Raw genomic sequence first — 20,412 nt, forward strand, 5'->3', positions numbered from 1 at the left:
AGTTGACGGTTCGTCAAAATGCTAGAATCATGCTATTCTTAAAAGAACTGTAGAAAGGGGTACGACACATGACGAACGAACAAATGATCGAGGCGATTCTCGATAAAATGAACATCATCAACCGCGGCGCCATCAAAGCCGAAGAATATAATCGGGCCGACAGCTCGGCAGTGAAAGAGATTTATGATTACGTGATGAACCGCTCATCGCTCTCCATCTCTGAAGTCGACGGCATCGTCGAGGAACTCGGACAATTGAATTAAAAAAAGTGAGCCGCGCGGCTCACTTTTTTTATAGGTCGGCGTAGCGCCGGTTGAATTCGATTAACGCCTCTTTCGCGGCAATCTGTTCTGCTTCCTTCTTCGATCGACCGACCCCTTCTCCGACAATATCGTCAGACAAACGGGCGTGCGCGACGAACTCCCGGCTATGGGCCGGACCGCGTTCTTCGATGATCGTATACGAGACCGGACCGAGTCCTTCTCGCTGGACACTTTCTTGCAATTGACTCTTATAATCCGTCTGTTCTTCAAACACACCGGCCAAGACTTTCGGAAAAACCGCTTCGGCGAGGAACTGTTCGACTGGCTCAATTCCTTGGTCGAGATAGAGTGCGCCGATGTAAGACTCGAATACATCAGCGAGCAACGCCGGACGTTTGCGCCCGCCCGTCAACTCTTCTCCCTTCCCAAGCAAGATGAACTCAGAGAAAGCGTAAGCTTCGGCAAAGTTAACGAGCGAAGGCTCACACACGATGGCCGCACGTAACTTCGTTAATTCCCCCTCGGAGCGCTCCGGATACGTCTCATACAAAAATCGTGAAACGGTCAGTTCGAGGACTGCATCGCCTAAAAACTCCAATCGTTCATTGTCTTTCTTCAATCCACGTTGTTCATTGACGTATGAAGAATGGGTGAACGCCTGCACCAAAAGCTCTTTATTCTCGAAATGGATCGAGAGCCGTCGCTCAAGCTTGTTGAACTGCTCGAGGATCCGCGCCCGTTCGATTTCGTTTCGTCGGCGCCGCTGTGCCGACCCTTGACGGTCAAACCGTCGTTTGTCTTTTGTCATAGTTCCCTCCAAATAGAAGCATGCCCACCGCTCGGAACGAGCGGTGGGAAGCTGGATTACACTTTTGTTTCGATATAAGCGACAACATCGCCGACAGTCGCGAGTTTCTCTGCATCTTCGTCTTCGATTGTGATGTCGAACTTGTCTTCAAGGTCCATGACCATTTCCATCACTTCGAGCGAGTCCGCGCCGAGGTCGTCTTTGAACGATTTGTCGGCCGTTACTTCTGCCACGTCTACTCCGAGTTTCTCGGCTACTGCTGCTTGTACGTCTACTAAGATTTGTTCTTTTGTCATGATAAAATCCCTCCAGATTAAAGTATATAAAATGTGTTGTGATTGGTAAAGTTCTGTTTTACGCCATTGTCATGCCGCCGTCAACGGCAATCGTTTGACCGGTGACATAAGCGGCTTTGTCTGAGGCGAGGAACGAAACGAGGTTCGCCACTTCTTCGACTTGACCGAAACGGTTGAACGGGATTTGCCCGAGCGTCGCGTCACGCTGTGCTTCTGTGAGCGCATCCGTCATATCGGTCTCGATGAATCCAGGACAAACGGCATTGACTGTCACGTGACGGCCAGCGAGTTCGCGGGCGACCGATTTCGTCAACCCGATGAGTCCCGCTTTTGCCGCCGCATAGTTCGCCTGTCCGGCGTTCCCAGTAATGCCGACGACCGAAGCGATGTTGATGATGCGGCCAGCTGATGACTTGAGGAGCGGGCGTGTCACGGCTTGTGACGTCAAGAACGCCCCTTTCAAGTTCGTCGAGAGCACATCATCAAAATCGGCCTCTTTCATGCGCATGAGCAATCCGTCACGCGTAATGCCGGCGTTATTCACGAGACAGTCGAGGCGACCGAACGTATCGACTGTCGTCTTCACGAGCGCTTTCACGTCTTCGGCGTTTGAGACGTCGGCTTGGACCGCAATCGCCTCGCCACCATTTGCTTCGATTGCGGCCACGACCGCATTCGCTTTATCTACACTACCCGAGTAATTCACGACGACCCGAAAGCCGTCCTCCCCTAAACGCTTCGCGATGGCGGCACCGATTCCTCGGGACGCGCCGGTCACGATGGCTACATGGTCACGCACGCACTTCTCCTCCTAACGATGCCACTTCCTCTAACGTCGTCACTTGCTTGAGCGTCACGCTCTTGTCGATTCGCTTAATCAACCCAGAAAGGGGCGAACTCGGACCGAATTCGATGAACGTATCGACGCCTGCGTCGATCGCTTTCCGGACACAGTCCTCAAAGCGAACCGAGGCGTACAGTTGCTCGGCAAGTAACGCTTTTAGCTTTTCCGGGTCCGTGTGGACATCGGCATCAACGTTCGAGACGATTCCGATGGACGCCGTCTTAAACGGTGACGAAGCCAAGACGTCTTTGAAACGCGTCGCCGCCGGCATCATATAGGCGCTATGGAACGCGCCCGAAACGTCGAGCGGCAAGACGCGCTTCGCGCCCGCTGCCTTCAGTTCCGTCTCTGCTTGTTTGATGGCGTCGACATGTCCCGAGATGACGAATTGACCCGGACAGTTATAGTTGGCGATTTGTACAAGGTTACCGCTAGCACTGATTTTTTCGGTGACGTGGAACGCTTCAGCGACATCGGTCATCCCGATGACGGCTGCCATCGTTCCGTCTTTCACCTCGGACATGAGTTTCCCGCGTTCACGTACGAGAACGCTCGCCTCTTCCAAATCGACGACGCCCGCGATAACGAGTGCCGCATATTCTCCGACGCTGTGACCAATCACGACATCCGGTGTTGCGCCGGTCTCCTTGTACGCGAGTGCGAGCGATGCCGCATGCGCCACGATTGCCGGTTGGGCCACCTCAGTCTGTTGAAGTTCTTCTTTCGACCCGGCTGCCATTACATTGAGTAAGTCAAACCCGAGACGACGCCCGATCGTTTGTAGCGTTTCAGGACGATCTAGGAACGTTTGGCCCATGCCGACGGCTTGTGACCCTTGTCCCGGAAAAATCCATGCTGTTTTCCCCATGTACTCACCTTCTTTACGTTAGTCTGCAGACTTCGCAGTGGCTTGTTTGATTTTGGCGACGACCTCGTGTTCCACCATGATTTTTGCTTGTTTAAGCGCACTCATGATGGCGAGGGCGTCACTCGATCCGTGGGCTTTGATGACAGGCGCGTTGATGCCAAACAATCCGGCTCCGCCATGCTCACGGTAATCTAGCGTTTGTTTCAATTTTTTCAACTTCGGTTTTAAGACGAGAGCGGCAAGCTTCGAGACGATGTCGCTCGTGAACTGCTCTTTCATCATCTTCATGAGCATCGACGAAGAACCTTCGACACCTTTCAATAAAATGTTTCCGGCGAACCCTTCAGTCACGATGACGTCTACGTCCCCTGACATCGCATCTCGTGCTTCGACGTTCCCGACGAAGTGGACCGGTGCTTGTTCAAGGAGGGGGAACGCTTCTTTCGTCAGCGCATTTCCTTTCCCTGCCTCGGTCCCGATGTTGAGGAGCGCGACACGTGGGCGACTGACGCCTCGAACATGTTCCGCAAAGAGCGAGCCCATGATAGCGTAGTCAACCAAATGTTCAGCTTTCGCGTCCGGGTTCGCCCCGACATCTAAAATGACGACGCCGCTTCCCGTGTATGTAGGGAACGTTGGCGATAGCGCCGGGCGTTCGATTCCAGGAATCCGTCCGATGACGAATAACGAGACCGCCATGAGCGCCCCAGTATTACCTGCTGACACGAGCGCATCGGCCTTCCCGTCTTTCACGAGTTGTGCCGCTACGACGAGCGAGCTATCTTTTTTACGGCGAACCGCCCGGACCGGCTCGTCTTCTCCGGTGATGACTTCACTTGCAGGCACGATTGTGACCCGTGGATCTGTCAACCCATAGGAAGCGAGTTTTACCGCGTCCCCGACTAAAAAGAGTTCCATTTGTTCGTTCGGGAAGCGGTCAACGAATTGCTTGACGCCTTCCACGATCGCTTTTGGGGCATGATCCCCACCCATTGCATCGATTGCTAACTTCATGCTTGTTCCTCCTCACCGCGACGATAAATCGTAAAGTCTCCGCTAAAGACACACTCATCGCCGACATAACTATCCACTGTGACGTCCGTCCGTCCGTCTCGACGCAGTTTGATCACACGAGCCTTGGCAACGACTCGCTCACTGAGATGTACTTGGCGACTAAATCGGATTTCCGCTTTAGTGGTCAACGCCAATTCATCATTAATGAGCGCCACCGCTAACGAGTTGGCCTGGGCGAACAAAACGTGCCCCCGGGCGATTTCATTGCGGTTAAAGACGTGTTCTCGCTCTATGTCGAGGACCGAGATGGCCGATTCGTCAAGTTTCAAGTCAATCATATCACCGATGACCTCGCTCATCGCGAGCGACTTCACTTCATCGAGGTGTTCTGAAGCAACGTGCTTGATTCGTTCCCGCACTTCAGGAATCTTTAGTTCCATCCGGTCAAGTCGAATCGTTTGAATGCTGACAGCGAACTGTTTAGATAGTTCGTCGTCCTTGATGAACGGGTTTTGTTCAATCGTTTCTTGCAGCAAGCGCTGCCGCTCTTTCTTAGGTACCCGCATTCAGTTCCCTCCTAAACTCTATGCTAAAGAACTTAATACCTGGTACTAATAGCAGTATATATTCTTTAGGTTTTATTTTCAAGTGTTATTCTAACCTTTCGCCGACGAGCAAATCGAGACGCTTCAAATAGTCACGAAGCGGGGCATATGCCGGTTCGTGCCAAAACGTCTCACTGTTCAAGAGACGTACGGCGTCTTGCATCGCGACCTCCATTACTTTCAGGTCGAGGACGGGATCGGCGACACGGAAGCTCGGCAGGCCACTTTGGGCCGTCCCGAAGAAGTCGCCGGCACCCCGGAGTTCAAGATCTTTCTCGGCCAAGACGAACCCGTCGTTCGTCTCGGTCATCGTCTTCAAGCGCAACTTTCCGACGTCTGATTTCGGGTCTCCGATTAAAATACAGTACGATTGGTCAGCACCCCGACCGACCCGTCCCCTCAATTGATGCAACTGTGCTAAACCGAACCGTTCGGCGTCATGAATCAGAATGAGCGAGGCGTTCGGGACGTTCACGCCGACCTCGACGACCGTCGTCGAGACGAGAATGTGTAACTCCCCGGCCGCAAACGCCTTCATGACCTCGTCTTTCTCGCTACTCGCCAACTTCCCGTGCATGAGTCCAATCGCTTGGTTCGGAAAGCGCTGTTGCAACAGTTCATAGAGCGCGGTGGCACTCTCGACCTCAAGCGTATCCGACTCTTCGATTAACGGCGCGATGACATACGCCTGTCTCCCGAGGGCGAGCTCCCGTTCGACCATCGTATGGACGCGCTCGATTTGGTCGGGTTTGGCCCAATACGTCTCAATCGGTTTTCGACCGGCCGGCATCTCGTCAATCGTCGACACGTCCATCTCCCCGAACGCGCTAATCGCGAGCGTTCGGGGAATCGGTGTTGCCGTCATGTAGAGCACGTCGGCGAGTTCGGCCTTGTCACGGAGCATCTTGCGTTGCTCGACACCGAACCGGTGCTGCTCATCGGTAATCGCCAAGTGCAATCGATTGAACTCGACCGGTCCTTGAATCAACGCGTGCGTCCCGACGATGATATCGATGTCCCCCGATTTGATGGCGGCGAGCAGTTCCGTCCGGGCTTTACCTTTGACCGAACTCGTGAGCAGTGCCACCCGTATCCCGTACGGATCGAATAACGACTGAAGGGAGAGGACGTGTTGCTCGGCTAAAATCTCGGTCGGGACCATGAGCGCGCCTTGGAAGCCGGCCCGTACGGTCGCATACAAGGCAATCGCGGCAACGACGGTCTTTCCGCTCCCGACATCCCCTTGTAACAGGCGGTTCATCCGTTCAGGTCGTTCTAAGTCCCCGACGATTTCACGGATGACACGCGTCTGTGCGCCTGTAAGCGGGAACGCCAACTGTTTGACGAAAGCGTTCAGCTCTTGCTTATCGAGTGTAAGGGCTCGTCCTTTCCCGGACCGTTCCATCTTACGAAACGCCTGCAACTTCAATTGATAGAGTAGACACTCCTCATACACGTAACTGCGTCGTGCCTGTTTGTACGTGTCCACCGATTCAGGGAAATGCATCCCTTTTAGCATCGATTCCCGATCTTTCAGGCGATAGCGTTCACGGATTGACGCCGGCAACCGATCCTCGAACGTCGTCACTTCATTGAACGCGAGCTTGACGATACGGCTGAAGTTCTTCTGGGTCAATCCGGCCCGAAGCGAGTAAATCGGTTGGAGCCCATCCGACAATTCACCGAACTCGAGGTCGGTCGCACTAATCGTCATTCGATTCATGTCCCATTTCCCTTTGACCGTCACGGTCGAGCCGAGCGTGAGTTTATCTTTATAAAACGCCCGGTTGAACATCGTCACATGGACGACGTACCGCTCTTCGAGCAAAAGTCGGAATTGCAGCCGGTTCTTCCCTTTGCTGTAATAACGGACGAGCGGTTCGGCTTGCACCGTACCGCTCCATTTGACAAGGTCGCCATGAACGGCCGTCGTCACCGTCCCACTATTATAGTTCTCATAACGAAACGGGACGTGCTCTAGCACGTCCTCGATTCGTTCGAGACCCATCGCCTCTAACTTTTTGGCCATTTCCGGCCCGATGCCTTTTAATGTCGTGAGTGGCTCACTTCTCGACATTTTCTTTCGCTCCGAAGATGTTTTTCTCGAGTCGACGGGCCGTCGGTGTATTCGCCAACCCACCACGTGCCGTCTCTTTGAGCGCCGTCGGCATCATTTGACCAATCTCATGCATCGCCGAGATGACTTCGTCACACGGGATGCGTGACGTGATGCCCGCGAGCGCCATATCCGCCGCCACGACTGCGTTGGCACCACCCATGGCATTTCGTTTCACGCACGGCACTTCGACTAGCCCTGCGACCGGGTCGCAGACGAGCCCGAGCATGTTCTTCAAGGCGATGGCGAACGCTGTCGCCGACTGCTCCGGCGTCCCGCCGGCCGCTTCGACGATGGCTGCAGCCGCCATTCCTGTCGCGGAACCGACCTCGGCTTGACAACCACCGGCCGCACCAGAGATTGAGGCGTTGTTCGCCACGACGAACCCGAATGCGCCTGACGTGAACAAGTAACGGACCATCGCTTCACGGTCCATCTCGAGTCGATCTTTTACGGCGAACAGCGTACCCGGCACGACGCCGGCACTCCCTGCCGTCGGTGTCGCACAGATTCGTCCCATCGCAGCGTTCACTTCGTTCGTTCCAATCGCTTTGGCGACCGCATCTAAAATCAAATCACCGGCGAGCGACTTGCCTGAGCGGACATAGTCTTGCATAAGCACGGCGTCGTTTCCTGTGAGACCCGTGACAGACGTCACGCCTTGTAGCGCCCGTTCGACCGCTTCTTCCATAACTTCTAGATTTCGCTCCATCATGCCGAATACGTCCTCGCGCGATGCCCGACGCACATGCATTTCTTGCTCAATCATGACTTCCGAAATCGGGACGCCTCGTTCCGTCGCCGTCCGGACCAACTCTTCTACTGATTTAAACATCGTCGATCCTCCTCATTCCCCAAAGATGGCTATCCGCTCGATTTGTGGTAACCGTTCAATCTCCGCTAACACGTCTTTTGATAAGTGTTCATCAATTTCGATGGCCATGAGCGCTTGCTTGCCTTTCTCATGACGGCTCACTTCCATATGACCGATGTTCAGTTCGTACTTGGCGAGGACGCCTGTCACCGCCGCAATCGCCCCGAAGCGATCATGGTGTAATACGACGAGCGCCGGGCCACCACCAGATAGTTTCAGTGGGAATCCGTTCAACTCGGTGATTTCAATCGTGCCGCCACCAATCGAGATCCCGACGATCTCGAACGTGCCGTCCTCATCTTCAAGATGGACGCGGGCCGTGTTCGGATGGTCCGTCAACGCATCGCTCGTCTCGAATCGGACTTCGATGCCACGCTCGCTTGCGATGTCGAGCGCTTGCGGGATGCGCAAATCGAACGTATCAAATCCCATGATGCCGCCGACGATGGCGACATCGGTCCCGTGTCCGCGATACGTGTCGGCAAAACTACCGTAGAACGTAATCCGGGCGACACGAGGTTGGCGACCGAACAGTTTTCCAGCCATCAGCCCAATCCGTGCAGCACCGGCCGTATGTGAACTAGACGGTCCGACCATGACTGGACCGATGATATCAAACACACTGCGATATTTCATCGCATTTCCCCCTTTCAAAAAACCCTACCTTCATTATACAGAAGGTAGGGCTGAGATACAGCTTATTCCACACTAAAAATATAGGAGTAGAGCGGTTGCTTCCCGTCGTGAACTTCGATCTCAATCTCATCGTTCTTCGATTCGATGTAAGCCGACAGTTCCGCGACATCTTCAGCCGACGAACCTTCTCCTGTTAAAATCGTGATAATCTCATCATTTGCATCGATAAGTGCGTCGACGAGTCGTTTTGCCGCTTCAAGGCTAGAAGTCGACGAGGCGACAATCTTCTTCTCGGCGATCGCCATATGATCGTCTTTACGAATCTCGACACCGTCAATGCTCGTGTCACGGACAGCATACGTCACTTGACCCGACTTGACCGCACTTGCAGCCGACTTCATGCCCGACTCGTTCGTCTCGACATCCGCCTCTGGATTAAAGGCAATCGCCGCTGCGAGTCCTTGTGGGACCGTCTTCGTCGGAATGACAGAAACGCCACATGGGGCAACCGATGCCGCTTGCTCTGCTGCCATAATGATGTTTGAGTTGTTCGGGAAGATGAAGACGTGATCGGCGTTGGCCGCTTCGACCGCTTTGACGATATCTTCCGTCGATGGGTTCATCGTCTGTCCACCTTCGATGACGTGTGCTGCTCCGAGTGAGCGGAACAAGTCGCTGACACCTTCACCCATGGCAACCGTGACAATCGCATACGGCGCTTTCGGTTTCGGGGCTGTCGCTACTGCAGTCGGTTGAACACCGTGTTGGTTGGCACCATGCTCTTCTTCAAGAATCGTCGAGTGCTGTTGACGCATGTTCTCGATTTTTACCGCGACGAGTTCGCCGAAACGTTGTCCTTTTGTGATGACGTCTCCTGGCGTTTCAACGTGGACGTGAACTTTGAGCAACTCTTCGTCGGCGACGACGAGAAGTGAATCGCCAAGTTCAGATAGTTCATTTCGGAACGCATCTTCATTGAACGGTGCATCTTTTAATTTCTCATCTTGGAAACGAACCATGATTTCCGTGCAGTAACCAAATTCGATGTCTTCAGTCGACATGAACCCTTGGGCCGCATGGGCGTGATGTTCGGCTTCGATGAGCGCATCCATTACCGGTGCGTGTGGTTTTTCAAGTTCTTTACCTTCGAGTGTGGCGAGGAACCCTTCGTAAATGACGAGCAACCCTTGTCCACCCGAGTCGACGACGCCGACTTCTTTTAGGACCGGTAACAAATCCGGTGTCCGATCGAGTGACGCTTTCGCCTCTGCAACGATTCGCTCCATCAATTCGTTGAAGTCACTCGTCGATTCAGCCGCGACGAGTGCTTCGTCTGCCGCTTCACGGGCAACCGTCAAAATTGTTCCTTCGACAGGCTTCATGACCGCTTTGTATGCCGTATCGACACCGCGTTTGAGCGCCTCTGCGAAATCTAATGTCGACAGCTCTGACTTGCCTTCAATTGACTTGCCGAATCCGCGGAACAATTGACTCAAGATGACGCCTGAGTTGCCTCGAGCCCCCATCAACAATCCACGTGCAAACTTTGCTGACACGTCGGACGCATTTTCCGAGTTCAAAGCTGCGACTTCTTTTGACCCTGACGTCATCGTCAAGTTCATGTTCGTTCCTGTATCCCCGTCTGGGACCGGGAAAACGTTAAGCGAATCCACGTAATCCGCATTCTGACTTAAGTTGGCTGCTCCGTTTGCGATCATGTTCGCGAGCACCAATCCATCTAAACGTTGTAAACCCACACCAAATCCTCCTCCGTTTCCGTCAGTCATTCGTCAGCCGAACGCCTTGGACGAATATGTTCACTGACGAAACGTTTAATCCTAACGTTTCACCGAGCGTGTACTTCACACGACTTTGCACGTTGTACGCCACTTCCGACACTTTTGTGCCGTAGCTGACGATGATGTGCATGTCGATATGGACGTCATCTCCATCTTGCCGTACGACGACGCCACGCGCATAGTTCTCGCGTTTTAAAAGTTCAGCAATCCCGTCTTTCAATTGAGCCTGAGACGCCATGCCGACGACTCCGAAGCATTCCATCGCCGCGCCACCTGCGAGTGTTGCCACGACGTCGTTCGTAATGTCAATATTGCCATATGTTGTCTTCATATCAATTGCCATATGGAGTAGCCTCCTTCATTCGGAATAATTCCTACACTACATTCTACAATATCCACCTAGTTATTTAAAGGACCTGCTCCTAAACTCGGTCAATTGTCGCTGTAACCCTCATTCATTATTAAAATCCTTACCAGTAATGTCAAGTTTTTTTCTTGTCATACTATTATTTTCTAGTTGCATCGGGAAAAAACCCGTGCTAATATAAACGAGTGTCTATTAGGACGAACCCACATAAAAAAGGAGGGGAAACGCATGGCACGTAAATGCTACGTAACAGGTAAAGCACCTAAGTCAGGTAACAACCGTTCGCACGCACTCAACAAGACGAAACGTACTTGGGGTGTAAACGTACAAAAAGTTCGTATTCTCGTTGACGGTAAACCGAAACGCGTTTGGGTTTCAGCTCGCGCTCTTAAATCAGGTCTCGTTGAACGCGTATAATCTTATACACGAACGAAACAAATCCCAGCGGCATGCGCCGATGGGATTTTTTTTGTGCTTATTTTTTGACGTACAAGACGAGCACCATGCCGTCATGCACGACGAGCTCAGCCGTTTCCGCGTCCCACTCGTTTGAAATCGTCAACGCCTCGTGGCTGACGACGTCGTGACGGTCGAGCGGATATTTCACCCCGTGTATAGACACGTTCGCCTGTTTCCATGGAATCAGTGACAAGTAATGATCGTCTTGTCGCGTCAATCGATGGAGACCAGTTCGTGCGAGATAGACGAGTTGGCCGTCCGCAAAGAGTCGCATCTCTGGGTAGGCCTCGAGGAGTCCGATGTTCCCGAGTGTCATATCGAGCCGTCCTCCGAGCGCACCGTAGACGAGCATCTCGTCCGCCCCATGCCGACGTGCCGCCTCGAGCGCAATCTCGAGGTCGGTCACGTCTTTTTCAGACGGATAACGTAACGCCTCATCCGGTACGACTCCCGTGAACGAATCGAAGTCCCCGACGACAAGGTCTGCATTGATGCCTTGGGCGAGAAGCGTCGCGTACCCCCCGTCGACGGCGATGACGTAATCGACGTCTTTTGGCAGAGGGGGAATCGGTGTCGGACTGGCCGCCACGATCAAGACACGCATTAGCGGACGTCCCGTGTGGCAAGCGTCGCGAAACGCGGTGCCGTCGTGAACAAGAGCACGAGCACGAGCGTCGAAATCAAGAAGGACGGGAGCATGTACGTCATGTTATAGCCGAGCGAGTAGACGACGACCGGCCCTTCTGCATATTGCGCGAAGAAGACGATCCCGGATAGGACGTGCGCCGCATAACGAAGTAGTGAGCCAAGTAACGCCCCAAGCACCAAATAGAGGACGAGCGTCTTTTTCGATCCGTCTTTAGCTGCCCGCTTCACTTGTCCGGCGAAGACGCCCGCCATTCCGACGAGACCATACGCGAACGTATAGTCGACTAAAAACTGGACCGGCGTGAAAATATATGCGCCGAACAACAGCTGAAGCGTCCCAACGAGCGCACCGGTCGCGAGACCGCCTTTTAATCCATGACGATACGCCATGACGAAGATCGGCAACATGACGAGCGTAATGGATCCGCCTTGCGGCATGCGATACGGCATGAGCAAGTCAAAGATCAGGGCGAGCGCCGAGAAGAGTGAAATCTCAATAAGCGCCTGCAGTGTTAATTTTTGTTTCATTTTCCATTTCCCCCTTTATCGTAAAGAACGACAAAAAGCAGCATGACGTAAACGCCATGCTGCTTAGATTCGCAACGTGCATTTTCGCCACATCCCTACGTCCGTGTGAACGGAACAGGTTCAAAGGGTTAGCGCATGCCTCTCAGCCACAGATGTGACACCCCTTGCGACAATATTTGTTGTTCTATCCTCGATTATACACGAGATGCGTTGCGAATGCCATCGATTGCTGCTTTATAGTCCGGTTCGTTGTAAATCGCAGAGCCGGCAACAAGAACGTCTGCCCCTGCGTCGATGCACAGTTTCGCCGTCGTCGCATTCACCCCACCATCGATTTCAATCTCAAAATCGAGGCCGCGTTCTTGACGCATGTTTCGAAGCGCCGCGATTTTCGGGACGACCGACTCGATGAACGCCTGCCCCCCAAAGCCCGGGTTCACGGTCATAAGAAGCACCATGTCGACATCTTGCACGACATGCTCAATCGTACTGATTGGCGTATGCGGGTTCAAGACGACCCCACTCTTTGCCCCGGCCGCCTTGATTTGTTGCAACACGCGATGTACATGATTCGTCGCCTCGACGTGGATGGTGACGATGTCCGCTCCGGCCTTGATAAAGTCCTCGACGAATCGTTCCGGCTGATCGATCATCAAGTGGACGTCCAATACCATGTCTGTCTTTTGACGTAAGCTCGAAAGGACAGGCAAGCCAATCGAGATGTTCGGGACGAACTGTCCGTCCATGACATCAAAGTGGATATAATCGGCCCCTGCTGTCTCGACCGCTTTCACTTCTGCCTCTAGGTTGGCGAAGTCCGCCGCTAAAATCGATGGTGCAATTTTAATCATCAGTTCAGTACCTCCGTTGTCTATCGTTCATCTCTTCCATAAACGTAACATAGTTGTCGTAACGAGTGGAAGCGATTTCGCCTGATTCGACGGCCGCCTTGATGGCACAGCCCGGCTCGTTTACGTGGGCACAGCCTCGAAACTTACAATCGTCGTGTCGCTCGACGAATTCTGGGAAACACCAACGCAACTCTTCTGTTTCAAGTTCTTGCGGGAACTCGAGGCTCGAGAAGCCAGGCGTGTCGGCGACGAGACCGCCGCCGAGTTGAATCAACGTGACGTGACGGGTCGTATGCTTTCCGCGGCCGAGTGATTTCGAGATTTTCCCGGTCGCAAGCTCAAGATCTGGCGCGACGGCATTTAATAGTGAGCTCTTCCCGACACCCGTCTGGCCAGCGAACACGCTCGTCTTCGCCTCAAACAAGTCTCGTATCGCCTCGACCCCTGACCCTTGCTCTGTCGACGTCTCGATGACGTCATAGCCAATCGACCGATACAGAGCCGCCGCCTGTTCAATCGCTTCCACCTCATTCGGTTCAAGCAGGTCCATCTTCGTCAAGACGATGATCGGATGAACTTGTTTTGATTCAATTAAGACGAGAAAACGATCGAGCAAGTGATACGAGAAAGCCGGTTCCTTCACCGAGAACAGCAAGAACGCTTGATCGATATTGGCGATTGGTGGTCGGACGAGATGGTTCGACCGCTCGTCGACGGCTAAAATATAGCCGGTTCCGTCCCCTTGATCTTGAATCTCAACGTCGTCCCCGACGACCGGTGAGATGTTGCGGTTACGGAAGTTTCCGCGAGCACGACAGCGAATCTCTTGCTTTGTTTCCGTCATGACATCGTAAAAACCGCCTTGTAGGCGAATGATCGTTCCTTTCATCCTGTTTCCTCCTAGAAAAAGAGGTGACGCGCACGCCACCTCTTTGTTATTGTGCATCCTTCGCTTGGGCGTACGTGACCGAATCGGTCCGAACGACTTCCCCATCGACTTCAATCGTTGCCGTCCCAACTTCATCAGGCGCGATGACGAGCGTGTATGAGTACGTCGTCGTCTCCGTTATCTTATCACGGAGCACTTCGATCTCGCCACGGGCATCGACCGTCCGAATGACGACCTCGACCGGCTCGGCCGTCTCGCCTTCTGCCGGCGGATCAATCTCGACGCTGACTTCTCGTTCGACGGACGCATCCGTCGGTTCGACGCCGAGTGAGACGATGACCGTCAATTCCGTCCCTGGATCAACAGCCGTACCCGCTGTCGGGAGTTGGCGAATGATTTGGTTTGACGGAACGCTCGTCGAATACTCGTCACGTTTGACGATTTTCAAGTTGTTTTGTTCCGCGTACGTCGTTGCTTCTTCGAACGTGTAACCGGCCAAGTTGGCCAACTCGATTTTATTGCTGCCTGTCGACACGACAAGCGTCACCGTCACTTCCGACGGGACGACTTCTTCTCCCGGGGAGAGCGATTGCGAGATGACATCTCCGCTATCGACCGTCTCCGAAGCTTCTTTTTGAATGTCGATGTCGGTAAAGTCCAAGTCCTTCAATGTTCGCTCCGCCGCATTTTGCGAGAGTCCTTCGACGTCAGGCATGCGGACCGTTTCTTTCCCGGCGGAAACGACGAGCGTGATTGTCGTGCCGCGCTTCGGTTTTCGTCCAGCCGGCGGGTTTTGGGAGATGACGTTACCGGCTTCAATGTTGTCGCTAGCCCGTTCCGTCACATCGACGACGAAGCCCGAAGCCTCGAGTTCAGTCGTCGCCTCGTCTTCTGTCATCCCGACGACATCCGGGACAACGGCACGAGACATCTCATCTGCGACGACATACGCTCCGATGCCGCCCCCAATGAGAAGCAACACGAGCAGTAACCAGAGCCACCATTTCCGCTTTTTCGGCTTCTTCGGCGTGTCCGGTTTCGGTTCGACCGGGGCGACCGGTTTCACCGTTTGCTCACTCGGTGGCATCGTCTCTTCCGGGACGACCGGTGCCATGACGAGCGTCTGGTCAAACGCATCTTGTTCTGCGTTCACTCGTTTCGGCTCGTTCGCGCGAGCCGGATCGAGTGCGGTCATGCAGTCTTTCTTAAATGACGCGACCGACGTGTGACGTGCGCCTGGCGATTTGGCGAGCGCCTGCATGATACAGTTCTCAAGCGCTTGCGGAATCTTCGGGTTCAAGTCCATCGGTCGAATCGGGTCGTCTTGCAAATGTTGAAGTGCGACGGCGACCGGTGTCTCCCCGATGAACGGGACGCGTCCGGTCACGAGTTCATACAAGACGGCACCGAGCGAATAAATATCCGACTTCTCGTCCGCGAACTTACCACGCGCTTGCTCCGGTGAGAAGTAATGAACCGAGCCGAGCACGGACATCGTATGCGTGAGCGTCGCGTTCGACATGGCGACGGCGATGCCGAAGTCCGTCACTTTGACGTTCCCGTTTTGGTCGATCATCATATTTTGCGGTTTAATATCGCGATGAATGATTCGATTCGCATGCGCGTGGTCAATCGCATCACAAATCTGTCCCATGATGCGTAACGCCTCTTCGACAGATATGTATTCTTCTTGCAAGTATTGTTTGAGCGTCATCCCATCGACATGTTCCATGACGATATAATAGATGTCTTCCTCATCCCCGACGTCATAGATGGCGACGATGTTCGGATGGTTGAGGCTAGTTGCCGCATGGGCTTCGCGTTCGAACCGTCGGATAAACTGTTCGTTGTGCGAGAATTCAGATCGTAACACTTTGATGGCGACAGTACGGTTCAAAATCTCGTCGTGAGCCCGATAGACATTTGCCATGCCTCCGCTGCCGATTTGCTGTTCGATCCGATAACGATCGTTAATTCGTTCTCCGCTTCGCATCGGATTCATCCTCTCTTTCTATCTGTAAATTGGACGATGGCGACCGTAATGTTATCGCTGCCGCCCAAGCGGTTGGCTTGATCGATCAATTGATCGGCTTTGACGTCAGCCGAAATCGGACGTTCGAGCACGAGCAAGATGTCTTCATCCGTCAAGTGGTTCGTCAATCCGTCCGTACAGATCAAAATCGTATCAAATTCAGGTTCGGCAAACACTTGGAAATCAGGTTCGACGTGCTCGTTTGAACCGATTGCGCGTGTGATGATATTCCGTTTCGGATGGACCCGCATCTCTTCCTCGGTCAATTCCCCGAGCTGTTTCAAGACGTTGACGTAAGAATGGTCCTCGGTCAACTGATGCAACGCACCGTCCCGTAACGCGTACACCCGGCTGTCCCCGACGTGAACGATGACAATTGTCTCGTCGTGCCAGCAGACACCCGCAATCGTCGTCCCCATCATGACGAGGTTTGATTGTTTCGAGAAGGCCAGTACTTGCTCATTGGCCAGTTCCACGTTGTCGCGGAACCATTGCTCCATTTCCATCGGCGAGGTCGGAAGCGTCGGGAAAGCACGACGGAACTGTTCGATGACAAGTTCGCTCGCGACTTCCCCGGCTTCATGCCCGCCCATCCCGTCGGCAACGAGGGCGATTCCGGCATGCTCGTCCCCTAAAATCAGAACGGCATCCTCGTTTTGCGTCCTCACTTGCCCACGGTCGGTACGATACGCTAATTCCATCTTTCCCATTACCTCGTTTCTTGTTCGCGCTCCTTCGCTCGAAGCTGCCCACAAGCGGCATCGATGTCCGAACCTTGTTCGCGACGAATCGTCACGTTCACTTTTCGATCTTTGAGCACTTTTTCAAACGCAAAAATTTGTTTACGCGGTGTGCGGACATAGTCGCGCTCGAGTACGTGGTTGACTGGAATCAAGTTGACGTGACATTTGACGCCTTTCAACAAGTCAGCAAGTTGATGTGCGTGTTCTTCCGTATCGTTGACCCCGCCAAATAAGCCGTATTCGAACGTGATGCGACGACCGCTCTTCTCCGTGTAGTAGTGGACCGCTTCCATCAACTTATCCAAGTTGTAGGCACGGTTGATCGGCATAAGGCGTGTCCGGATTTCCGTCGTCGGCGCGTGAAGCGAGATGGCGAAGTTGATGCGCATCCCTTCATCGGCGAATTTGTAGATTTTCGGTACGATTCCACTCGTCGACACCGTGATGTGGCGTGAACCGATGTTCAACCCGTCATCGTGGTTGACCGTGCGCAAGAAGCGCATCAATTCATCGTAGTTATCGAACGGTTCGCCGATTCCCATGACAACGATCGAGTCGACCCGCTCACCGCTCGCGTCGAGCGCACGTTGGACGTCGAGTACTTGGGCCGTGATTTCACCGGCTTCTAGGTTACGTTTCAAACCGCCGAGCGTCGAAGCACAGAACGTACAACCGATGCGGCATCCGACTTGCGTCGTGACACAGACCGAGTTCCCATACTCGTGGCGCATGAGCACCGTCTCGATGGAATAACCGTCTTGAAGCTCGAACAAGAATTTGATGGTCCCGTCTTGTGACTCTTGACGGACGAGTTCTTTGAGCGTCGTCAATTGGAACGCCGCGTCTAATTTCTCGCGGAGCGGTTTCGAGACGTTCGTCATGTCGTCGAACGATGTCACCCGCTTGACGTACATCCAGTCGTATAACTGTTTCGCGCGGAACGACTTTTCTCCTGCCTCGATGAGCCACTGTTCGAGCTCGGAGTACGTGAGGGAATAAAGTGACGGCTTGGCACCGACCAATGGATTTTTTTCAACTGCTTTTGGATTCATGTTTATACCTCTTTCTTGAATGCGGCGATATAGAAACCGTCCGTCCCGAACGACGTCGGGAGTAATTTAAGTTCAGCACGATCCGATGGCACCATCGAACGTACAGCGTGCGGGAGTCGCTCACGGAGCGTGTCATCCCACGTCAATCCGTTCGACAAGATATAGTCGGCCTGCTGCTCGTTCTCAGACGGGTCGATTGTACATGTCGAGTACACTAGCGTACCACCTCGTTTTAAGAGAGGCAAGACAGCGTCGATAATTTCCCGCTGGACTTTCGGCAACCCAGCGAGCCCAGCTTTGTCTTTCGTCCATTTGATGTCCGGTTTCCGGCGAATGACGCCTAACCCTGAACACGGGACGTCAAGCAAGATACGGTCAAAACTCTCTCGTTCGAACTTGTCTCCGGCGCTACGCGCATCGAGGGCAAGTGCGGTCACTCCATCGATATGAAGACGTTTCGCTTGGCGTTCAATCAATTTTGCTTTGTGCGGATGAAGATCGAGCGCCGTGAGCGACCCACCGTCCATCCGTTCGGCCGTATGCATCGCTTTGCCACCCGGGGCGGCACAAGCGTCGAGTACGTCATCGTTCGCGTCGACACCGATCGCATCGGCGACGAGCATCGAGCTCTCATCTTGTACCGACAACAAACCTTCCTCGATGAACGAAGTCGCGTGGACGTTCCCAGATTCAATGACGAGCCCGTCAACTGATAGTTCAGAGCGAGACGTCAACACGCCTTCGTCGGCTAAACGGTTCATCATCGCCTCGACGGTCGTCTGTTTCCGGTTGACCCGAACGGTGACCGGTGCCGGTTCATTGTTCAATTTACACATCGTTTCGGTCGCTTCGACGCCGTACATGTCGATCCAATCGGCGACGAGCCATTCGGGATGGCTATGTTCGATGGCGATCCGTTCCACGTCCGGCAGTGTCGACAAATCAGGGAACCCGTCGCGAAGCACGTTTCGAAGCACACCGTTCACAAATTTCCCGGTCCCGGAATGGCCACGTTTTTTCGCGATCTCGACCGCCTCATGTAAGACGGCACGATCTGGCACTTTATCAAGATAAAACAGTTGATATACACTCATGCGTAACAGCGGCAAGACAAAACGGTCGAGTTTTCTTGGGTTCTGAATCCGTTTCTCTAAAATATAGTCGAGCGTCCGTTTGCGTCCGAGCGTCCCGTAAACGAGTTCTGTATAGAGGCCGACGTCTTTCGGGGCCAACTTCTTTTGTTTCAATAATTCGTTGACGGCAATCGTCGAATAGGCCCCGCCTTGTTCAATTTTAATCAGCGTATCTAGCGCTGCTTGTCTAACGTTCATGTCATCCTCCTAATTGGTCGCCCACTTGCAACTTCTGTCCGGCTCCACGCATGAACGTGGCACCATCCATTTGTTTTTTCCCTGCTGGTTGTAACAACGTCACTTTAAGGGCGACATCGTTCCCAGTCGCAACGACAAATCCGTCCGCCTCGAGGCGAACAATCGTCCCGGCTTCCCCGCTACCCGTCGTCTTCTCGCTCGCGAACACTTTGACGCGTTCTCCGGCAATCGTCGTGTAAGCGCTCGGGAACGGATTCATCCCACGGATATGGTTGTAAATCGTTTCGCCCGGTTGTGTCCAGTCGAGCGCTTCCCGCTCGCGACTGATGTTTGGCGCGAACGTGACGTCCCGCTCATCTTGCGGTACCGCTTCAATCCATCCTTCTAAAAACGCCGGCAGCGTCTGAATCAACAAGTCCGATCCGGCAACCGAAAGCTTTTCGAACAATGTGCCGACCGTATCTGTCTCTTCGATTGGCACGATCGTGTTGGCAATCATGTCTCCCGCATCGAGTTGATCGACCATGTACATGATCGTGACACCCGTCTCGCTCTCTCCATCGAGAATTGCTTGGTGAATTGGCGCCCCACCGCGATACTTCGGTAAGAGGGAGGCATGGACGTTAATGGCGCCATGTGTCGGCGCTTCTAATAGCTCCGTCGGAACGATTTGTCCGTAGGCGGCCGTCACAATCAAGTCCGGTTTGAGCGCGAGAATGTCTGCGTAATCCGTACGGACTTTCTCTGGCTGCAGGACCGGGATGTCGTGGCGAAGCGCACATTCTTTCACCGGCGTCGGTTTCAATTCACGTTTACGCCCGACCGGTTTATCCGGTTGGGAGACGACACCTACGACATTGTATCCTTCTTCGAGCAGGCGCTCAAGTACAGACACAGCGAATGTCGGCGTTCCCATGAAGACGATTCGCTTGTCCGTCCCTTTGTTTGGAACGGCGAGCTTGTCCGTGAACAAGACACCGTCCAAATGATCGATTTCGTGTTGAATCGCTCGGGCGAAAAAGCCGCTTGCATGAATCTGTTGCACGCGTCCTTTCAAATCTTGTGTCTTGACGACAATCGTCTCGTGGCGTTCGACGAAACCGAACTCACCCGGGATGCTCAAACACCCTTCAAGTCCGACTTCTTTCCCTGACGTCTCGATGATTTCTGGGTTAATCAAGACGAGCGGACCCGTCTCGTCATCCGTATGGACGACGGCGAGACGCTGGTTCAAGTTCACTTGTGGTGCTGCGACACCGACTCCGTCGTACTCATACATCGTGTCGAATAGACGGTCGACCGTCTGACGTAACTTCTTATCGAACTTCGTCACCGGTTCACAGACGACCCGTAAAATCTCATTTGGTACTTCTACTACTTTATACATCA

At 53.5% G+C, this 20,412-nt stretch carries 22 protein-coding genes, 1 pseudogene and 1 riboswitch; of the genes and pseudogenes, 2 read left to right on the forward strand and 21 right to left on the reverse strand.

The genetic code is table 11. The annotated features are described in order from the left end of the window. Positions 1-68: 68 nt before the first annotated feature. Positions 69-263 (forward strand): DUF1128 family protein, encoded by a 195-nt coding sequence (locus KNP92_RS08310; protein WP_034808954.1) that lies wholly within the window; start codon positions 69-71, stop codon positions 261-263. A gap of 28 nt (positions 264-291) precedes the next feature. On the opposite strand, the gene rnc is transcribed toward KNP92_RS08310, so the two are convergent. The 11 genes from rnc to KNP92_RS08365 form a co-directional block, all read right to left on the reverse strand. Continuing rightward, a complete protein-coding gene (gene rnc / locus KNP92_RS08315) occupies positions 292-1,071 on the reverse strand; it encodes a ribonuclease III (RefSeq protein WP_214839389.1) in 780 nt (259 codons plus the stop codon). A gap of 56 nt (positions 1,072-1,127) precedes the next feature. Continuing rightward, entirely contained in the window at positions 1,128-1,367 is a 240-nt protein-coding gene (gene acpP / locus KNP92_RS08320; protein ID WP_034808956.1) for an acyl carrier protein, read from the reverse strand. Positions 1,368-1,425: 58 nt separating this feature from the next. Beyond that, the gene (gene fabG / locus KNP92_RS08325) at positions 1,426-2,166 is read right to left on the reverse strand and encodes a 3-oxoacyl-[acyl-carrier-protein] reductase (protein WP_214839391.1); all 741 of its coding nucleotides are present in this window, start codon (positions 2,164-2,166) and stop codon (positions 1,426-1,428) included. Beyond that, complete coding sequence (gene fabD / locus KNP92_RS08330) at positions 2,159-3,079, reverse strand: ACP S-malonyltransferase (RefSeq protein ID WP_214839393.1); 921 nt, start codon at positions 3,077-3,079, stop codon at positions 2,159-2,161. Before fabD ends, fabG begins: the two co-directional genes overlap by 8 nt. A gap of 18 nt (positions 3,080-3,097) precedes the next feature. After that, positions 3,098-4,093 (reverse strand): phosphate acyltransferase PlsX, encoded by a 996-nt coding sequence (gene plsX / locus KNP92_RS08335; RefSeq protein WP_214839395.1) that lies wholly within the window; start codon positions 4,091-4,093, stop codon positions 3,098-3,100. Continuing rightward, complete coding sequence (gene fapR, locus KNP92_RS08340; protein WP_214839396.1) at positions 4,090-4,659, reverse strand: transcription factor FapR; 570 nt, start codon at positions 4,657-4,659, stop codon at positions 4,090-4,092. Before fapR ends, plsX begins: the two co-directional genes overlap by 4 nt. A gap of 85 nt (positions 4,660-4,744) precedes the next feature. Continuing rightward, the gene (gene recG, locus KNP92_RS08345; protein WP_214839397.1) at positions 4,745-6,775 is read right to left on the reverse strand and encodes an ATP-dependent DNA helicase RecG; all 2,031 of its coding nucleotides are present in this window, start codon (positions 6,773-6,775) and stop codon (positions 4,745-4,747) included. Next, positions 6,762-7,649, reverse strand: a complete 888-nt coding sequence (sdaAA, locus tag KNP92_RS08350) for an L-serine ammonia-lyase, iron-sulfur-dependent, subunit alpha (protein WP_034808968.1) — start codon at positions 7,647-7,649, stop codon at positions 6,762-6,764. The genes recG and sdaAA overlap by 14 nt, the downstream gene beginning before the upstream one ends. 12 nt (positions 7,650-7,661) lie before the next feature. Next, positions 7,662-8,324 carry an L-serine ammonia-lyase, iron-sulfur-dependent subunit beta gene (sdaAB, locus tag KNP92_RS08355; RefSeq protein ID WP_214839398.1) on the reverse strand — a complete coding sequence of 221 codons (663 nt, stop codon included), beginning with the start codon at positions 8,322-8,324 and terminating at the stop codon, positions 7,662-7,664. Positions 8,325-8,386: 62 nt separating this feature from the next. Continuing rightward, positions 8,387-10,081 (reverse strand): DAK2 domain-containing protein, encoded by a 1,695-nt coding sequence (locus tag KNP92_RS08360; protein ID WP_214839401.1) that lies wholly within the window; start codon positions 10,079-10,081, stop codon positions 8,387-8,389. A 22-nt stretch (positions 10,082-10,103) separates the two neighbouring features. Beyond that, positions 10,104-10,466 (reverse strand): Asp23/Gls24 family envelope stress response protein, encoded by a 363-nt coding sequence (locus tag KNP92_RS08365; RefSeq protein ID WP_034808973.1) that lies wholly within the window; start codon positions 10,464-10,466, stop codon positions 10,104-10,106. 252 nt (positions 10,467-10,718) lie between these two features. On the opposite strand from KNP92_RS08365, the gene rpmB reads away from it, so the two are divergent. Then, positions 10,719-10,907, forward strand: a complete 189-nt coding sequence (gene rpmB, locus KNP92_RS08370; protein ID WP_214839403.1) for a 50S ribosomal protein L28 — start codon at positions 10,719-10,721, stop codon at positions 10,905-10,907. Between the two features lie 58 nt (positions 10,908-10,965). Here the strand turns inward: rpmB and KNP92_RS08375 are convergent, their stop codons facing one another. From KNP92_RS08375 to def, 10 genes and pseudogenes are all read right to left on the reverse strand, one after another. Further along, positions 10,966-11,553 (reverse strand): thiamine diphosphokinase, encoded by a 588-nt coding sequence (locus KNP92_RS08375; RefSeq protein WP_214839405.1) that lies wholly within the window; start codon positions 11,551-11,553, stop codon positions 10,966-10,968. Then, positions 11,553-12,125, reverse strand: a complete 573-nt coding sequence (gene thiT, locus KNP92_RS08380) for an energy-coupled thiamine transporter ThiT (protein WP_214839407.1) — start codon at positions 12,123-12,125, stop codon at positions 11,553-11,555. Before thiT ends, KNP92_RS08375 begins: the two co-directional genes overlap by 1 nt. Before the next feature lie 75 nt (positions 12,126-12,200). Further along, a riboswitch (TPP riboswitch) is annotated at positions 12,201-12,300 on the reverse strand. 19 nt (positions 12,301-12,319) lie between these two features. Then, complete coding sequence (rpe, locus tag KNP92_RS08385) at positions 12,320-12,976, reverse strand: ribulose-phosphate 3-epimerase (protein WP_214839409.1); 657 nt, start codon at positions 12,974-12,976, stop codon at positions 12,320-12,322. A 4-nt stretch (positions 12,977-12,980) separates the two neighbouring features. Further along, the gene (rsgA, locus tag KNP92_RS08390; RefSeq protein WP_214839411.1) at positions 12,981-13,865 is read right to left on the reverse strand and encodes a ribosome small subunit-dependent GTPase A; all 885 of its coding nucleotides are present in this window, start codon (positions 13,863-13,865) and stop codon (positions 12,981-12,983) included. A 46-nt stretch (positions 13,866-13,911) separates the two neighbouring features. Continuing rightward, the gene (pknB, locus tag KNP92_RS08395; RefSeq protein WP_214839413.1) at positions 13,912-15,858 is read right to left on the reverse strand and encodes a Stk1 family PASTA domain-containing Ser/Thr kinase; all 1,947 of its coding nucleotides are present in this window, start codon (positions 15,856-15,858) and stop codon (positions 13,912-13,914) included. Positions 15,859-15,863: 5 nt separating this feature from the next. Continuing rightward, entirely contained in the window at positions 15,864-16,598 is a 735-nt protein-coding gene (locus KNP92_RS08400) for a Stp1/IreP family PP2C-type Ser/Thr phosphatase (RefSeq protein ID WP_214839415.1), read from the reverse strand. Between the two features lie 8 nt (positions 16,599-16,606). Continuing rightward, entirely contained in the window at positions 16,607-17,692 is a 1,086-nt protein-coding gene (gene rlmN, locus KNP92_RS08405) for a dual-specificity RNA methyltransferase RlmN (RefSeq protein ID WP_214839417.1), read from the reverse strand. Positions 17,693-17,694: 2 nt separating this feature from the next. Beyond that, positions 17,695-19,023 carry a 16S rRNA (cytosine(967)-C(5))-methyltransferase RsmB gene (gene rsmB, locus KNP92_RS08410; protein WP_214839419.1) on the reverse strand — a complete coding sequence of 443 codons (1,329 nt, stop codon included), beginning with the start codon at positions 19,021-19,023 and terminating at the stop codon, positions 17,695-17,697. A 1-nt stretch (position 19,024) separates the two neighbouring features. After that, complete coding sequence (gene fmt, locus KNP92_RS08415; protein WP_260564080.1) at positions 19,025-19,996, reverse strand: methionyl-tRNA formyltransferase; 972 nt, start codon at positions 19,994-19,996, stop codon at positions 19,025-19,027. Beyond that, a pseudogene (gene def / locus KNP92_RS15785) lies at positions 19,979-20,410 on the reverse strand (peptide deformylase); the annotation flags it as partial. The gene fmt and the pseudogene def, both read right to left, overlap by 18 nt. Between the last annotated feature and the right edge of the window lie 2 nt (positions 20,411-20,412).

This window comes from Exiguobacterium sp. s122 (assembly GCF_018618475.1).
In the GTDB taxonomy this organism is placed as follows: Bacteria; Bacillota; Bacilli; order Exiguobacteriales; family Exiguobacteriaceae; genus Exiguobacterium; species Exiguobacterium himgiriensis.

What these genes read in the sequence shown, in the direction of transcription:
- KNP92_RS08310 (WP_034808954.1), top strand. Translation starts at nt 69, where the DNA reads ATGACGAACGAACAAATGATCGAGGCGATTCTCGATAAAATGAACATC.
- rnc (WP_214839389.1), bottom strand. Translation starts at nt 1,071, where the DNA reads ATGACAAAAGACAAACGACGGTTTGACCGTCAAGGGTCGGCACAGCGG.
- acpP (WP_034808956.1), bottom strand. Translation starts at nt 1,367, where the DNA reads ATGACAAAAGAACAAATCTTAGTAGACGTACAAGCAGCAGTAGCCGAG.
- fabD (WP_214839393.1), bottom strand. Translation starts at nt 3,079, where the DNA reads ATGGGGAAAACAGCATGGATTTTTCCGGGACAAGGGTCACAAGCCGTC.
- plsX (WP_214839395.1), bottom strand. Translation starts at nt 4,093, where the DNA reads ATGAAGTTAGCAATCGATGCAATGGGTGGGGATCATGCCCCAAAAGCG.
- fapR (WP_214839396.1), bottom strand. Translation starts at nt 4,659, where the DNA reads ATGCGGGTACCTAAGAAAGAGCGGCAGCGCTTGCTGCAAGAAACGATT.
- recG (WP_214839397.1), bottom strand. Translation starts at nt 6,775, where the DNA reads ATGTCGAGAAGTGAGCCACTCACGACATTAAAAGGCATCGGGCCGGAA.
- sdaAA (WP_034808968.1), bottom strand. Translation starts at nt 7,649, where the DNA reads ATGTTTAAATCAGTAGAAGAGTTGGTCCGGACGGCGACGGAACGAGGC.
- sdaAB (WP_214839398.1), bottom strand. Translation starts at nt 8,324, where the DNA reads ATGAAATATCGCAGTGTGTTTGATATCATCGGTCCAGTCATGGTCGGA.
- KNP92_RS08365 (WP_034808973.1), bottom strand. Translation starts at nt 10,466, where the DNA reads ATGGCAATTGATATGAAGACAACATATGGCAATATTGACATTACGAAC.
- rpmB (WP_214839403.1), top strand. Translation starts at nt 10,719, where the DNA reads ATGGCACGTAAATGCTACGTAACAGGTAAAGCACCTAAGTCAGGTAAC.
- KNP92_RS08375 (WP_214839405.1), bottom strand. Translation starts at nt 11,553, where the DNA reads ATGCGTGTCTTGATCGTGGCGGCCAGTCCGACACCGATTCCCCCTCTG.
- thiT (WP_214839407.1), bottom strand. Translation starts at nt 12,125, where the DNA reads ATGAAACAAAAATTAACACTGCAGGCGCTTATTGAGATTTCACTCTTC.
- rpe (WP_214839409.1), bottom strand. Translation starts at nt 12,976, where the DNA reads ATGATTAAAATTGCACCATCGATTTTAGCGGCGGACTTCGCCAACCTA.
- rsgA (WP_214839411.1), bottom strand. Translation starts at nt 13,865, where the DNA reads ATGAAAGGAACGATCATTCGCCTACAAGGCGGTTTTTACGATGTCATG.
- pknB (WP_214839413.1), bottom strand. Translation starts at nt 15,858, where the DNA reads ATGCGAAGCGGAGAACGAATTAACGATCGTTATCGGATCGAACAGCAA.
- KNP92_RS08400 (WP_214839415.1), bottom strand. Translation starts at nt 16,598, where the DNA reads ATGGAATTAGCGTATCGTACCGACCGTGGGCAAGTGAGGACGCAAAAC.
- rlmN (WP_214839417.1), bottom strand. Translation starts at nt 17,692, where the DNA reads ATGAATCCAAAAGCAGTTGAAAAAAATCCATTGGTCGGTGCCAAGCCG.
- rsmB (WP_214839419.1), bottom strand. Translation starts at nt 19,023, where the DNA reads ATGAACGTTAGACAAGCAGCGCTAGATACGCTGATTAAAATTGAACAA.